Origin of the sequence: Sphingobacterium sp. JUb56 (assembly GCF_014191365.1) — a bacterium.
Lineage (GTDB): Bacteria > Bacteroidota > Bacteroidia > Sphingobacteriales > Sphingobacteriaceae > Sphingobacterium > Sphingobacterium anhuiense.
This window is the reverse complement of the sequence record NZ_JACHWL010000001.1, coordinates 875,081-892,038: the sequence shown is the minus strand read 5'-3', so window position 1 is coordinate 892,038 and position 16,958 is coordinate 875,081. Positions and strand designations below refer to the sequence as shown.

Here is a 16,958-nt window from a genome sequence, read left to right as displayed (position 1 = left end):
AACACTACTTAACCCTTAGTATCAAATAAGTTCGTAACATTACTTTTCTAATGGAAACTCCTGCAACAATTCCGCTGGAGCATAAAACCCCTTTTTGCTTTCTGAAGCTGCCCTGACTGCTTTTACTTTTTCTTTGGAAACTGCAGATGCTTTGTTCCCAAAGGAATTGCGTACATATGTTAATACCGCGGCCACTTCCTCATCACTGAGCATTCCTTCAAAGGGTGTCATCGGTACCTGACCCGGAAATTTTGTTCCATTGACTTCCATCGGCCCATGTAAACCTTTAAGTACTAGTTTAATTAAACGATCTTGGCTACCTGTCACCCATTTCGTTCCATGAAGAGGTGGAAAACCAGACATCGGTAAACCATTGCCATCAGCTTGATGACAGGTGATACAAAATCCTTCTTTTGCAAAAAGGGCCTTACCTTTAATATACTGATCACGTTCTATTCCGGTAAGAGACGTTTTGACTTTATCTGGACTATCCTTCAATTCCTCCCTCCCAGTCAAATTAGCAACAGCCATTGTATAGGCAGGTTCGATCCAATCATCAACACCCTTTTTAGCTATTGCCAGCATGATCGGCATGCCTTTCTCCCTTGGCATCCAAGATGCGGCAGTAAGCACCTCAAGACGTACACGGCCGTGCGGATCAGATGCGGCCTGCATCAGCAACTTTTCCTGATCTTTTACCTGATGCCCCGTATAGCGCAATACCCTTACTGCTGCAGCCCGAGCATGATAATCATCCGATTTCAACACCTTACTCAATAACTCTTGATCAACCTGATTCAAACCCCAGCTTACCCATAATGCTTCAACCAGCTGATGCGCATATTTCGGATTACTTTTATCCAATTTCGCTACCCAGTTTTTTAATTGTGGCAGTACTTCTGAGGATTTCCGCCCCCGGAGTTCAGCACGGGTACGATAACGGGTACGGTATTCCGGTAATTTCAGATTATCAAGCAATTGAGAAATAGATGCTCCAGCAATTTGAGCCGGTTTTAAAAGTGGTCTTGACGGGTAAGTGATCCGATAAATACGTCCGTGTACATGATCGCGCAACGGATCACGGGCATTATGCTGCATATGCCCGATTAAGATATTGTGCCAATCCGCAATATATAAAGACCCATCCGGAGCAAATTCCAGATCCACAGGCCTAAAATTCTTATCTGAACTCTGCAGTAAGTCCTGTCGATGTGTACTCTTATAACCTGTCCCATCATCGGTCAACCGATGTTCTTTCGTTCCTAAAAAGCCGATGGTATTATTGATTAAGAAATCTCCTTGCAGTGAATCTGGAAAATGGCGGCTTGAAACAAACTCAAGACCAGAAGTCGGTCGCACCCGATGTTCATCCTGTACCAGATTTCGGGATTTGGTCGTTGCTACACCATATTTAGGTTTTATAGTCACGGGCAGCATCCAGCTGACATCAGGTCCGGAGGTTTCAGCATAAAAATTTTGCCCCCATTCATCAAAAGCTATACCCCAGGGGTTGGGTACATTAGGCTGCGCCATCCGTTCCAAATAGCGACGTTGTGGACTATAACGGTAAAAACCACCATTCGTACCACGAACAGGCCCATAAGAAGTTTCTATATTAGAATGTAAAAATACTCCTTCTCCCATAATGATTGCTCCCGAAGGATCGACCGTAAAGGCATGAATATTATGATGGGTATCATGATCATCAAAACCACTCAATAAAATCTCTCTAACATCAGCCCGATCATCGCCATCCGTATCTTTTAAAAGCATAAAATTAGTTCCTTGAGACAGATAAACACCGTCAGCAGTAATTTCGAAGCCGACAGGAAGATGTAGTCCATCCGCAAAAACGGTCTGCTTATCTGCTTTACCATCTTGATCAGTATCTTCGAGTATAATCAACTTGTCATTAGGTTTCGAGTCTCCTGGTTTATAGTGAGGGTAACTAGGCATTGTAGCAACCCATAAACGACCTTTATTATCAAACGTAATTTGACAAGGATTAGCCAAATCTGGAAATTCCTTTTCTGAAGCAAAAAGATCAATCTTAAAACCTGGGGCAACTTTCAGGGTTGCTAAAGCATCATCACCGTACAGATAAGCCAAATTGCCATTCTTTCCAGGATCATAGTTTGTTTTTACTTCAGGTACAGGGGTTGTCTTTTTATCCGCTGCCGCCAAATCCATTTTCTTTCCATGCGCAGCCAGCCAGATTGCCGTATCTCTGATCGCAGTCATTTCTCGGATTTTCTTAATTTCAGCAGGGTAATTATCAGGCCCAAATGGATCATATCTTCTACCATAAGCATGTACCCCATTCGGAATTTTAATATCGTTATGCCACATCCAATTTTTTTCAAGAACAGCATGACGTACAAGATCACGATTATCTTCATTTTTAACATCAGCCTTCCCAAAAATTAGGTCTGCCAACAAAGGCGCAAAACGCGCATAGCCAGCATCTGTAAGCTGCGATCCATCTATTGTTAGGGGCTCTTTTGTCCAGAAATACCAGCGCTCTGTAGGGTTATACACATCGACAAAGTGTACTTTATTCTTCGCTGCGATCTCTTTCATTGCAGCAGCATATAAAGACAAATTCCGATTCTCTTGCTTCCCGTCAGGCAGATCATACTGCTTAGAGAGGTTTTCAAAAGCAATCGGAGAAACTAATGCCAGTTTCACCGGAGATGTACCGTTATACTGCTGTTTAATCGTATGTTTAATAAAAGCATCCAGCTCCGACTTATAATTTTCCAAACCCTCAGCGCCTTCAAACGATTCGTTATAGCCGAAGAAAGCGATGATGATATCAGCTTTTAAACGAGCCAGCCATTGATCCTCAGTCTCAAAAAAACCTTCACTTCCTGAGGGTTGAGCAAGATCCGTTTGAAAATTTTCTGCTCCAGGAAAAGCCCAAGGCGATTTCCGGCTCGCATGAGGCCTAAAACCAGGCGTGTTGCCCCCATCGCACATGTTTCTGATATAGAGGTTTGAATCTGGATAACGTAACTGAAGCTCTGTTTCAAAATGCCCATAATTCATCATCCGAGATCCCAAATTATTGCCAATAAGAACAATATGCGCTCCTTTTTTTAAAGGTAAGGTTGGTTGCTTTGATCGTACTAGAAAAAGAATAACGCCAACTGCTACGGCAGCCACGATAATAAAAAGAACCCACGTTCTTTTCGTTACAATTTTCATCATTTTGTCATTTAGGTTATCGCTCAATCTTGATTAAGCTTGGTTGCGTCTACGTTGCAATATAACAAATTATCAAGCAATTACATTTTTAAAACAATGCTATTTTATAAAAAACCCTTTTCAAAAAAACCTCCGAATAATATAAAAACACACGCTTAGGAGTACTACAAGCCGAAAAACACAGAAAATGTAACAAATAATTTCTTTGTATCATTATTGAAACATAAAGATATAGCGGGATAAAAATAAAAGAGACTATCATCCCAAATATTCTTTTTTTTCATAGAAAGCGTATCACTCAATAACCAAAATAGAACCAGGTTCTGCATTCCACAATGCTCTTTTTATGATTTTGACTGACGACAATACGGAAAAGGCATTGCCACACTGTAATCTTGAGAAATCATTTTGCGCCATGGAGATAAAACAATGCGTTAGGGCACATTGACTTCCCATCCTTGCCAACTCTTATAGCAGTATGGCTGCTTGTATTCACGCTGCAGCTTAATCATTTTGCGCCACGGCGGTACAGCTATTCGCTGTGGCCAATTGATTCCGTACAACCGCCATCACATATTGGTGTAAAGCGGAATACATTTGCACTTCGGATAGTTCATATTGCGCTACGGCTTATTGACAACATGTGAAGGCTGAAAGCTATCTCTACGTAACATGCTTTAAAAGAAACAGGATTTTATTATTAAGAAAAACTAATTAAGTAACATGTAAAACGTCAGTATTATCTAGTCTTCCGTCAAAACCAAAAGAACTTCTGGCAGACAGCCTATCCAGCTAGGGGAAGTCTAATTTTTAGTTGAATCTGTTCGAAATCATCTCGGGGGTCTTATTTTTCCTACTGTCGTAATAAAAAACCCATAGAATTCCTTTGCATTGCGGTACGGCGAAATAAAATAAGTATAGGGATTTGTGCGTAAACCATACCACGACAAGATAAACCACAAGCGCGTCCGCTCCATGTTACGTAGAAAATTGAGTAAATCTTAGTCTACAACCAAAGAAACTATTTCGTGAATTTTATTTGGAAAAAACACAATTATGAAGATCAACCTATCGAACACCAACGATCTTTCTAAAATTGTTTTTAACAAGAAAGGCTGTCTCATTTTATGATGAGACAGCCTTACAATTCTTGACTCCAAGTAAATAATACTACCTATTCTCCTTACGCTGAATGAGCAACGAAGTATTTTCAAGCCATGGTGCTGAAAACTGTACGGCAACATCACCTTGCCCCCGATTCAATTGAATGTAAGCAATCATTTTGCCATGATACAAGCGTTGCTTATTATCGGTATAGTCTGTCATATCGCTGTTATTTCCAGCCTCCAGTCCCAAAAGCCTAGCGGCACCCACGATCCTACAGGTAACCTCATCATCTGCCAGCACAACAGGTTTGTTGTTTTTGTCTACCACTTGCAGTTCCACTTGGATCACCTCGCCTGCTGTTGCCGAGACGGAAGAGTTTGAAATGATCGCTAAAGCATGAGAACGTCCGGATGTTTCTAGAACTTGACGTACCAGCTCCTTTTTTTCCTTATCAAATCCAATAGCTTCCAATCTACCATCTGCATAAGGGATATCCCAATAAACAATGCCCTGCTCATCATTATACGGCTTGATATCACCGACAACTTTACCGTTCAGTTCTAATCTTGCAAAAGCGGTATTCGTATAGCAGACAACACGTATCAATTGACCTTCCCTATAGTTCCATATTGGCCAAGCATCCATTGATGGAGCTTCATTTTTCCGTTGCCCCCTTTCAGCTTCGAGATCCGACCACACATCAGTTTTACCAACCTCACCTTTCAAGGCATAAGTACCTAGATAGGCCATCGGTGTTTCTGACCATAATGCTTGTCGAAAATATCCCCTTGGTTTAATAAAACCTGCGAAATCCAACATCCCAGAATAAAAACCACGGGATGGCCAACGACCTGATTCACCGAGGTAATCGATTCCTGTCCAGAGAAACTGACCAAAAATATAATTATTGTCTCGGACAGCTTTCCACGCGGCCACATCATGTCTATTTTCGCTACCAAATATTACTCGTTTCGGATAGCGAATATGATCTTCTTGATAACGACTCTCCGTGTAATTATATCCAGTGATATCCAGAGCATCCGGATATTCGGTTTCGTTGGACATGGCAACTCCTGCCAATCCGCCGGTAACAGGTCTGCTCCTATCATATTTCCTCACCACAGCGGCTAAACGCTTGGCGATATCACCCAATCGCATTGCATCTGGAGCATCTTTTTTATATCCCCCAAAGATCGGCTGTGTAAAACCACTGCCTTGCTCCCCTGCAAGTATCGGATGTGAATAAGGATCATTGGGATAGTCAACTTCATTCCCGATACTCCAAGCAAAAATTGAAATATGATTCCGGTCTCTCTTTACTATATCTGCAAGATCACGCTCGCCCCATTCTTTAAAAAATTGATAGGACCCCTCAAATCCCGGTGTTCCAACATTCCAACCCGAAAGCCATTTACGCTTCGGATATTCCCATTCATCATACGCTTCATTCATCACCATAAGACCGAGTTCATCACAGAGATCATATAATGAGTTTGCTTGTGGATTATGACTGGTACGGATCGCATTGACACCTAATGACTTTAAGGTCATCAATCTACGTCTCCATACTTCAGAATAAACTTCAGCGCCCAATACACCAGCATCATGATGGATACACACGCCCTTTAATTTTGTCCACTTACCATTTAACGCAAAACCTTGATCAGGGTCGAACTTTAAGCTTCGGAAGCCGGTTTTTATTTCCGATCGATCAATCTCCTGACCATCTTGTAGCACTAAGGTTTTTAAAATATAACGATTTGGCTGTTCCAGACTCCATAGTTTTGGATTTTTAACGCCCATTTTCATTGGAATTGTCAGATGGCCATTTGCGGCTACAGTAATCTTCTTAGCATGCTTAGCCACCACATTCCCAGATGCATCGATCAACTGCTGGATGACCGCTACAGCGGTTGACCGGCTTGTTTCATTAGCAAGTGCGACTTCGACATTTAAAGTTCCTTGATTTCCATTAATTTCAGGATAAGCATATACCCCCCATTGTTCTAAATGAATAGGATTCGCTTTGACAAACCAAACGTCGCGATAGATCCCAGATCCGGTATACCATCTCGAATCAGCGCTGTGGCTATGATCCACTTTCACTGCAATGGTATTTTCCTGGCCAAAATTGACGAACGGTGAGATATCATAAGAAAAAGAAATATAGCCATTTGGGCGCTTACCAACTGATTTTCCATTAATAAATACCTCACTATGATTGTAAACACCCTCAAAATACAGGTATATTTTTTTTCCTTGATCTGCAATCGGTATCAGCAATTTCTTTTGATACCAGCCGATTCCTCCCGGCAGATAACCGGTAGCGCTTGCGAGATTTGGACTTAACGGATACTTCACACTCCAATCATGTGGAAGCTGCACCGATCGCCAATTTTGATTGGCTTGTGCATTTATCTTTGCACCATCCAGATCTCCCAGATGAAACAGCCAGTCTGCATTAATTTTTTCAGCGCTCCCAAATCCAGGCTGTGCAAATAAAGATCTTGATCCCAGCAGTAAAACTGGGATAATTAAGCGGATATGTTTTAATATTTTCTGCATTTTAAACCGAACTACTTCAATAAATATATGTTACTCTCCAACGATCAGAAACCCGCCGTCTGCCTGAAGAGTCACTTTTACCAACTTATTTTTTTGCACAGGTATTTCCTTGTATTGTGCTGTTCTATCCTTATTATCGGTGTACAATTGCCACTTTTCTCCCGAAAGCATCGGTAAATGAATCGTTAACTCTTTTTCCTTTTTCTCTGCATTGATGCCTGCGATGTACCAACGGTCAGCATGTCTTCGGGCTAATACCACATACTTTCCCGGATATCCATCTATCAAGACCGTTTCATCCCACGTCGTGGGTACTGCTTTCATAAAATCAATAATATGTTTAGGCATCTCCGTCAGATTGTTCGGTGTAATTCCAAAATTCTGAACCGGTGTCTGAAACAGAACGGCTGTAGCCAATTGAAATGTTTCAGTTGTCTTTCGGATCATCCCACCGTTGTTTTCACGATTATGCTTTTTATTGAGTAGAACGGGGCCGAAATCCATTGATCCTACAGCATTCCGAATAAAGGGATGTAAACTCGCATTAAAAGCTTCATTATCATTCGCATGCTGCGTAAAGATCAAGTTCTCTGAAGCAAGTACAGCCTCGCTCCCCACAAAATTGGGGTACATACGTTCCCATCCCCTTGGCAGAGTACAGCCGTGAAATATAACCGATAGACCATAATCATTCGCATCCGATAAAATATCTTCATAGAGTTTCATGGTCTCCTGTTTGTCACCACCAAAAAAGTCAACCTTGATACCTTTTATACCGACACTTTGCATCCAAGCCATCTCCTTTTTTCGAGCGACAGCTGTATTCATCCTATTTTTAGGTGTTTGTGGCGCATCATTCCAAAAACCGTTGGAATTGTACCATAAACAGATGCCGACACCTTTGTCTTTTCCATAGCCAATCAAAGCTTCAATTTTATCGCGTCCGATTTTGCTATCCCACCAATTATCGACCAAAACAAATTCATAGCCCATAGCTGCAGAGAGATCTACAAATTTTTTCTGATCTTCAAAATTAATACTGCCATCCTGCCACTCCAGCCAGCTCCAAGTTGAACGTCCATAAGAATATTGTTTTGATGCCTTGTAAACAGGCTCAACCACATCAAATGAGATGGTAGTCTCTACAATGGGTTTTAACGTACTACCAACAGTCAGTGTGCGCCACGGTGTATTACCCGGTAAAGCAATTGCAGGTTGCGCACTACCGATCCCGTTGTTTTCCCCGATCTCCGGAAATGCGACCTTATATTGTCCGTCTTCGCTTCCTTCACTCAACTTAGATCCACAGTATAGTGCTCCTACTCCAGTTTCAGAAACGAGTACCCAGCCACGGTCACCAACACGGAATAATCCTGGAAAGGTATAACCGTATCCATACTTAGAAGGAACTCCCAATTGCGCATCCACCGTATACTCCTCTTCATAACTTGGTTTCGTTTTCATCCAACCAGACATGGGTGGTGCTTGAGGAGTCAAAAAGGTGGTCGTCAGATTCGGGAATTTAAATGCACTCAATTCCTCTTCAATATATAGATTGGCAGCTTCACCGACCTGTGGCACATGGTACCGAAAAGCAATATCATGATTACTAACCCGAAACACCACATGTAAAGCTTGTTTATCGCTATTTTCTAATTTACAGATCAGCTCATTTGCCTGGTAATGGACCAGTTTACGTTTTATTTTATGCTCCTCATACTGCACATCAACTTGGTTATTGATCTGATCAACTAGTTTCAAATTAGTCGATAGATCAACATGACGTCCTTTTAATCCGAGTGCAGATCTTTCAAGCATCACCTTTCCATCTAAATGGACATCATAATAAAGCTTGCCCTTTTCCAAAGAGACATTGACCACTAATCGTTTATCAGGTCCAGAAATAGTCAGATTTTGCGCAAAAACCAACAGTGAGCTCAAGCTAAGAACAGTGACGATAAGTAAACGTTTCATTATAGTGTAAGTTTTTTTGTATAAAAAATTATAAAGAAAGTAAACCCTACTCGTGTGTAGGAATTACTTTTTTAATGGTTCCATCTGCTTTAAATTCCAGCTTATCCATACATACTTCCCGATTGTAACCTGCTGCATCGCCCATATGTATACCATTAGGATAATTAAATCGGTGATAGACGATATACCATTCATCGGTACCGGGTATTTGCAATACAGAATTGTGTCCTGTACCATAAATTCCTTGTGCAGGATCTTTCTCAAGAACAATATTATTCTCTGGGATATGGATCTCTCCCATTGGTGATGATGAAGTACCATAACGTACCCGATAGTTCTCACTTCGGGTATCATCCTCAGACCAGAAGAAATAATAAGTTCCATTTCGGTAAATGACATAAACACCCTCACGAAATGTACCATCAATCTTTAAGGTTTTCATTGTATGTTGTTTGATCGATACCATATCCTTGTTCAATTCCGCAACAGCGAGATAACCATTGCCCCAATACAAATAACTTTTACCAGATTTCGGATCGTTAAAAACTGCTGGATCAATTTCCTGTCCGCCTTTAATACCATCAGGTTTAAAATCGATCAAGGGTTTTCCAGAATCCTTAAATGGACCTGTAGGCAAATCAGCAACAGCAACGCCTATCTTTTGCGCGGCTGTGAAATAGTAATAATATTTATAATCTCCCTTGGCCTTTTTTTCCGTTATGGTTGGAGCCCACGCATTACGAGTTCCCCAAGGCACTTCTTTTTTCAAATCTAAAATAACGCCTTCATCTTTCCACGATTTCAGATCATCAGAAGAAAATGTCTTAAAGTAATAACCTCCCCAGCCATCAAATCCATCACTCGTCGGATAGATATAATACTTTTTCGTTTTATTGGAATACAGCACATCTGGATCTGCATAGAATCCATCCAATACCGGATTTTTTCGATTTGGCACTGTGATGTCCTTTGGTGTACCCCAACGATCTGTCACTGCTTTAAATTCACTTCTTGACAATGGAATAATAGAACCGTGTCGGGGATGAAAATCCATGTTAACATCATGATCAATCACCTTGAAACGATCCAAATCATCCGATTCACAGAACTGATACTTCCCTTTCCCATACACATCGTACATTAAAATGTATCGATCTGATTGATTAAGTTTAAACACACTCGAACCTTCAACAGCGTCAGTAGTCTGTTGTTTATAACCAGGCTGTTCGATCCATTTTCCAGAAGTAAGAGAATCGGTTAAAGCTAATCTAAGACCGTTACCGTGTCCTTCAGTTTTGTAAAACATATAAAATAGTCCATTCTTATTGATGATATCGCCATCTATACAAGATTTCCCATTTTTAGGAACAAACAAGACCTTAGGTTCTGCTTCAAAATCAGTAAAGTCGCTATTAGCGTAAGCATAATAAATGATATCAGCACCATCGCCATGCTTCATCGACCAGTAAACCATATATTTATTAACAGCGGGGTCATATATGGTCTGTGGAGCCCAAACGCGCTTCAAATTTTCATGACCTTTAAATCGATCTTGAATATTAATTACGCGATGTTCCCAATGAATAAGATCATTCGATTTTAACAATATCAAAGCACGATTAGAGTCCCAACCTTTTGATGAGGTCATATCGGTCAGCACCATATAGAAAGACTGACCGTCCTCACCCCGCAAAATATGCGGATCGCGTACGCCACCCGTTGTACTAATAAGCTTTGAATCCAAGATAGGCTGATTCTGGTTCAATGCGCGATAGGTATAACCATCGGTACTAACAGCAAAACAAACGGATTCATCTGCTACCGAATTGCCTTTAAAATAAGCAAATAGGTAACCGACAAAATCCTTTTCGGCAGGACCGAATTTATATTCCTGACCTCTGGCCTGACCGATCATATTAATGGCAAAAAAAGTAATTAAGATTGTGGCTAACGGCCATTTTCTTTTCTTCATGTAAAGTTTAAGTTATGAGGTTAATAGAATAAGGTTGAGCATGCTTTTTACGAATTTACAAATAGGATTGCATAAATTACTTGAGGACTATCTTTTGTACCGGAGTATAAGTATACTCTTCCGACGAGGAAGACTTCACACCCACACGCGCAAAAATATAATCCTGATCTTTCAATCCTGAAGACAACTGAGCGGAAACACGTGTTTCCGTTCCTATCACGATGTTGTTAAGATCAATTTTAATCTCCTGATCAAAGACAACATGATCGGTCAACATAGATTTACGTAAGAAAACCTTTACTTGATCCAGATTGGAAGACTCAGCGGTCTTTCTGATGATAAAGTTTGCCGCTATTTGACCGTTTGTTGCCTGAAAACTTTCATTTCCCACAGAAAAATAAGGGGTAACTGGTACATCAAGAACGGTATTTCCATCCACATTTACGACAATTGTGTCGGTCGATTGCCGTAACCAGGGTGAATTTCCTTTTCGGACTAATTTATACTTGCCTTTAAATAAACTGACAGAAAACTCCCCTGCTTGATTAATATAGACCGGAATCAATGATTTTAAAGGATAACCGTCCTGCCATAATTCCAGTTCTGGACCGTTATTCCTTACACCGACAGGTTTGCCCTCAAAAACCACTTTTCCGGTTAACGAATCTTTAGGTGCTTCAAAATTATCATATTCACAACCAACTACTAAAAGACCTAGTGTAGCAGTTAGTACTGTTAAAAATTTTATTTTCATGACTCAGTAGATTATTGTAATGGATTTCTAACAATTTTTGGATTATTGTCCAGTACTCTTTGCTCAATAGAGGAATAATAATTTGCTAAACGGAAAAAACGAGCTTTGCGGAAACGACTAGGTTTGATGCGTGCATAGATAAATTTACCATGGTCCACATGTCCCGGACGTACCACACGATAACCATACAGACCGCGCACCACAGCATTCGGATCATTTTCAGATCCATTCCATACCGTATGCGCTAAACGCCATCTTTTCAAGTCGAAAAAGCGGTGATCTTCAAAAGCAAGTTCTACCCTACGTTCATTACGAATGACATCCATGGTTAATGTGGTGACACTGTTGGCTGGAAACCCAGCACGTTCACGTAAAGTATTGATATATTGAGTCGCTTCACCGATTTGTCCAAGTTCAAATGTTGCTTCAGCAGCATTGAGGTAGACTTCGCCAAGACGGAACCAAGGCCACCAATTAGCAGCAGATGTCCCTCTGGCACTAGCAGCAGGAGCATCACTCACAAATTTACGAATGTAAAATCCCGTATTACTCACATCCTGTGCATCATCCTTCGGCCCATCAAAACCAGTCCACAACCCACCTGCATTTGCTTCCCCAAGTTGATTTCCCAATTGTTGTCCCAATTCTGGAGCTGTTGTAAGCTGGTAAGTTCCGTTTTGCCATGTAGCAACACCTGCCTGTATGCTCACACCACTATTTCGGAAAGAACTTCCTGGATAAACCACAGTACCATATAGACGAGCATCCTTATTCTTAAAAATATCATCAATACCAGTATAAGTGATGTAATTTCCATTCGCATCACGGTCTTGAAGTGTACCTTTTCGTCCATCAAGGTAGTCGAAACTCTCGACCAAGCTGAGCGAAGGAGAAATGGTAGATGAGGACTCGTTATCTTCTGTCAGGCTCTTCACAATATTATCATAGGTAAAGCGATGGGTTTTAAGACCAACTGCAAAATCCTTTGCAAAAATCACTTCAGATCCTGTTTTTTTGTTCAGCATTTCATAGAAATTAGCACCCTTATCCGGATTTTCATTAAACAGACGATAAGGACCGCTCATCAACTCTTTTGAAGCTGCTAATGATTTACGATAATAATCATTGGCCATAGTTGCTGGGATTCCTACTTCACCGCCCGCTGTAACAATAGGTTCTGTCATCAAACCATTGTATTTAGCTAAGGATGCCGCATACAACATTGCTCTACTTTCCAAAGCAAGAACCGTATATTTATTGGCTCTTGTCTTACTCGTACTATTACCTGCGAGATCCTCTTTTATTGCTTCCATTTCCTGGAATATAAAATCGTAAATCTCATGCTCTTTAGCCCGAGGCACTTGAAGTGGCGTGGGATCACCGCTAAAATCATAGATAAGTTGCGTCGTCACCAAAGGAACTCCTCCCATACGTTTTACCATTTCAAAATAAACCAGTGCCCGAATAAATCGCAGTTCCGCCAAATATTGCTTCTTTGTTACTTCCGTTAATTTGATGCTTAATGTTTCTACGTTTTCTAATGAAAGGTTGATATCACGAATTAACCCATAATCCCAATAACGGCCGTAATCATCGCCAAATTGAAAATCATTACGCCAATTCTGATCACGGTGCCCGGACCACATGGCATCATCCAGTTCAGTCATACCACCCGTGTTAAAAACACCATGAAGGGTTGGTAAGCGATTATAATAATTTGCCAGTAGAGAAGTCAGCAATTTTGGATCGTTCCAAAGCTGATCATCCGTGATCATGCTTTTGGAATCCCGATCAAACCATTCGTCGTGTTTACACCCCCCAAATCCAAGGCATACAAACAGAGCCAAACATGTATATAGCTTTTTCATTATTGATTTTCTTTAAAATGTAACATTAAACCCAACCATAAATACGCGCTGCTGCGGATATACTACGGCTGCAGCTGCTTCGATCTCTGGATCGATCTGAAATCTTTTCACGTTATCAAAAGAAAACAGATTAGATCCATTGGCGTAGATACGAATTTTCTCTGCTTTGATTTTTTTCACTAAACCAGTAGAAAAGTTGTAACCAAGCTCTAGATTTCTGATTCTTAAATAACGGGCATTGGTTAACCAAAAGTCACTGTTTCTGCTATTGGGACCCGAATTTCCATTTCGAAGTGCCGGATAATAACCTGCAATCCATTCACTATTTGAATCATAAGGATCGGCACGATGCCAGCGATCTTCCAAAAGATAGGCAGGAGAATTACCGCCTCCGTGAAAGGCATTACGCAGTTCGTAATCCTGAAACCAGGACTGTACCGCACCCCCAGAAAAATCAACATTCATGTCGATACCTTTCCAGTTCAAGCCTATCCTTCCACCGAATGACATAATTGGAGCCCAACCTGTTGGATAACCAATAGGACGTTCGTCCATACCGTTGATAACACCATCACCATTAACGTCTTTATAGATAAAATCTCCCGGCAGTTGCGTACGATTATTGGCGCCATCGTTGTTGATCGGATGATTGCGAATTTCGTCTTCCGATTGGAAACGTCCAACCACTTGATAACCCCACCATACACCACCCCAACGGTCTTCGGCCGAACTCCGGTATTCATTCCACGAATTGCTGAACCTTGGTTTGTATGATTCAAGATTCTTAAAGCGTGAGTAAGTCAGATTAGCACTCACCACATAGTTCAATTCCCCGATCTTATCGGTATAGGTAATGATACCTTCAGCACCGTAGTATCCATTTTTACCCAAATTTTCATTAGGAAGGTCATATCCAATTTCTACCGGAAGTAGAACATCGTATTTCTTTCCTGGAAATCCAGTTCGGATAATCTTAAAGGCATCTGCCGTCATTGTCAATTTATTGTCCAACATCCCCACATCTACACCAATGTTATAATTGGTATTTTTCACCCAGGAAAGTTTCCTTACCGGCAAACCTCGAGGCTGTAAACCGGGTACGTAATTCCCGTCCAGTACGGCATCGCCCGAAGCCCAATTATAACCCGCTAAGTAGCCGTGCATACCTACGCCTTCTTCCAGACCGGTCTGTCCGATAGATGCACGGATCTTCAAGTCATTAACGACTCCTTTTAGTGGTTTAAAGAAGTTTTCATCGGAAATCCGCCATCCAAGAGAAGCACCAGGAAAAAATCCCCAGCGGCGATCTTTATAGTACAAATACGAACCATCGTATCGTCCCAGTAACTCAAGTAAATATTTTCCTTTATAATTATAGTTCAACCGACCGATATATCCGGCACGAGCTTGATAATCCCAGTTGTCCCCAAGTTCATTTAATTCAGAAAGACGTAGCAACGGAATATAATTATTCGATGGATTTGCTCCCAGTGTTTTCATCGTTCTCTCCCAATCGGAACGTTCGTACCCGATTGTACCGGAGAAAGCATGATCACCGATCTGCTTATTATAATCCACTAAGAACTGCGCAAAACGGGAAACAATATCCCTATTGGTATCATAGCGCCATCCCGAACGGCTTCCTCCAGTAGCTTTATACTCATTATCTTCAAAACGGTATACATCATAGGTATATTGAAATCCGTCGAACTTATTATTCGTGTAATTGTAGGAAACAGTTCCTTTCGCAGAAAGACCAAATTTAGTTTTATATGACGCAAATAAATTTACATTTCCAGCTAAGTATCTATTATCTTTATAACCCGCAATATCGCGGTCAAAAACAGCGGGATTGTACGCAAAATCATTGGTGTGTGTTGGATAATCGGGATTATCATTCACATAAGGTGACACCGTAGGTCTGTTTTTGAACATGGCCAAAATCGATGAAAAGTAGCCATCTCCCCCTGGTAAACCAACATCTTGGGTCCCCTCATGTCTTCCTGAAATTTGTGTCCCTACTGTCAAACCTTCCAGAACTCGGGCTTCCATATTAGCTTGTAGATTGGTCCTTTTATAATTAAAATCCTTAATCATGGCATCTTGAGTAAGATGACCTATCGAGAGAAAATAATTAGACTTATCACTACCTCCCGTTACATTGGCACTGATGTTACGTTGCGGAATATTCTTACGTATAATCATATCGTAATAATCATAGCTTTTATAACCAGGATCTGTCCCCATTTGCCATTTTGCAAGCTCATCGGGGGTATAGACCGCATTCGGATCTTTTCCCTCATTTTGGGCAGCTTCCACTAATCCACGTGTATATTGCGCCGCATTTGCCAAATCAGGAAAACGTGTTAAATTCTGCCATCCTTGGTATCCATTGATATTGATTTTTGCCTTTTCACCTTTATTTCCTTTTTTAGTGGTGATTAAAACCACCCCACCAGATGCTCTGAATCCATATACAGCGGCTGCGGCATCCTTCAAGATGGATATGCTTTCAATATCCTCCAGATTTAGGGCATTAAAGATATCCGCACCAGAACCATTTTGAGTTCCTACCCAGTCCGTACCTGTTTGACCGCCATAAGCTACTCCATCGATGACGTAAAGTGGATTACCCATGTTACGGATCTCGAGAGCTGCTCCTCTTCCTGGACGAGCATCCTTTCCACGCACAGAAATACCCTGCACCTTACCCGCTAGTGCACCCGCTGCGGTTGTTGAAGAAGAACGAACAATATCTTCCGATTTAATATTACTCACGGCTCCTGTAATATTACGTTTAGACTGCGTTCCATAACCAACCACCACCACCTCTTCCAGCGATTGATCACTCGTTTCCAGTGTAATGAAAAATTTGGTTTCATTACCGATCGCAACACGCTGCGTCTTGTATCCAACATAGGTAATCAGTAAGAAGCCTTTTCCATCATTCAATTGGAAACGACCATCATAATCTGTACTTGTTATTAAATTGGGCATTCCTTCAACAAGTACGCTCGCGCCTACTATCGGCTCTTTGTCCTTATTTATTACCTGCCCAGTAATTTTAGTTTGTGCATATGTCAATAAGGGTAGTAACCACATAAAGACATATAAAAAAAGAATTTTTTTGTTTTTCATAATTTAGTCGTTTTCGATAACTGGTTTCACTTTTTTAAAATTCCGATCAGGTAAAAGAGTTCATGAGCAAGATCAAATGACATAAGCATCAGAACCAGTAAATAAATGAAATGTAAAAACCATTATTATTAAATGTTAAACATACACTTAAAAAAATGTGACAAATTTTTTTATCCTTGATAATAAATTCAAGCATAGTATTAGGAATCCATAGTCGCTAATTGAAGGTGAAAAAACTATATTGGTTATAATTGTGAAACAAATATAAAAAAATAAATGTAAAACAAACATTTATTTTTTTATATTCAGTAAGGGCATTATCCACCCAAAAAAACAACAACGCAAATACTTAAAAACTTGTAAAATAGGTAAA

7 protein-coding genes are annotated in these 16,958 nt (G+C 40.7%); all 7 read right to left on the bottom strand.

Annotation, left to right across the window (positions count from 1 at the left end; genetic code table 11):
• Positions 1–39: 39 nt before the first annotated feature.
• Positions 40–3,210 carry a PVC-type heme-binding CxxCH protein gene (locus tag FHR29_RS03370; protein ID WP_183912323.1) on the bottom strand — a complete coding sequence of 1,057 codons (3,171 nt, stop codon included), beginning with the start codon at positions 3,208–3,210 and terminating at the stop codon, positions 40–42.
• Positions 3,211–4,377: 1,167 nt separating this feature from the next.
• Positions 4,378–6,879 carry a sugar-binding domain-containing protein gene (locus tag FHR29_RS03365; RefSeq protein WP_183912321.1) on the bottom strand — a complete coding sequence of 834 codons (2,502 nt, stop codon included), beginning with the start codon at positions 6,877–6,879 and terminating at the stop codon, positions 4,378–4,380.
• 30 nt (positions 6,880–6,909) lie between these two features.
• On the bottom strand, positions 6,910–8,853 hold the full coding sequence (locus FHR29_RS03360) for a glycoside hydrolase family 97 protein (protein WP_183912320.1): 1,944 nt from the start codon (positions 8,851–8,853) through the stop codon (positions 6,910–6,912).
• Between the two features lie 46 nt (positions 8,854–8,899).
• Entirely contained in the window at positions 8,900–10,825 is a 1,926-nt protein-coding gene (locus FHR29_RS03355) for a family 43 glycosylhydrolase (protein ID WP_183912318.1), read from the bottom strand.
• 76 nt (positions 10,826–10,901) lie between these two features.
• On the bottom strand, positions 10,902–11,579 hold the full coding sequence (locus FHR29_RS03350) for a DUF3823 domain-containing protein (RefSeq protein ID WP_183912316.1): 678 nt from the start codon (positions 11,577–11,579) through the stop codon (positions 10,902–10,904).
• An 11-nt stretch (positions 11,580–11,590) separates the two neighbouring features.
• Entirely contained in the window at positions 11,591–13,447 is a 1,857-nt protein-coding gene (locus FHR29_RS03345) for a RagB/SusD family nutrient uptake outer membrane protein (RefSeq protein ID WP_183912314.1), read from the bottom strand.
• 12 nt (positions 13,448–13,459) lie between these two features.
• Positions 13,460–16,585, bottom strand: a complete 3,126-nt coding sequence (locus tag FHR29_RS03340; protein WP_183912312.1) for a TonB-dependent receptor — start codon at positions 16,583–16,585, stop codon at positions 13,460–13,462.
• Positions 16,586–16,958: the final 373 nt, after the last annotated feature.

Bases quoted from the DNA above. Each gene is read 5' to 3' on its own strand.
- FHR29_RS03370 (WP_183912323.1), bottom strand. From the start codon at position 3,210: ATGATGAAAATTGTAACGAAAAGAACGTGGGTTCTTTTTATTATCGTG.
- FHR29_RS03355 (WP_183912318.1), bottom strand. From the start codon at position 10,825: ATGAAGAAAAGAAAATGGCCGTTAGCCACAATCTTAATTACTTTTTTT.
- FHR29_RS03365 (WP_183912321.1), bottom strand. From the start codon at position 6,879: ATGCAGAAAATATTAAAACATATCCGCTTAATTATCCCAGTTTTACTG.
- FHR29_RS03350 (WP_183912316.1), bottom strand. From the start codon at position 11,579: ATGAAAATAAAATTTTTAACAGTACTAACTGCTACACTAGGTCTTTTA.
- FHR29_RS03360 (WP_183912320.1), bottom strand. From the start codon at position 8,853: ATGAAACGTTTACTTATCGTCACTGTTCTTAGCTTGAGCTCACTGTTG.
- FHR29_RS03345 (WP_183912314.1), bottom strand. From the start codon at position 13,447: ATGAAAAAGCTATATACATGTTTGGCTCTGTTTGTATGCCTTGGATTT.
- FHR29_RS03340 (WP_183912312.1), bottom strand. From the start codon at position 16,585: ATGAAAAACAAAAAAATTCTTTTTTTATATGTCTTTATGTGGTTACTA.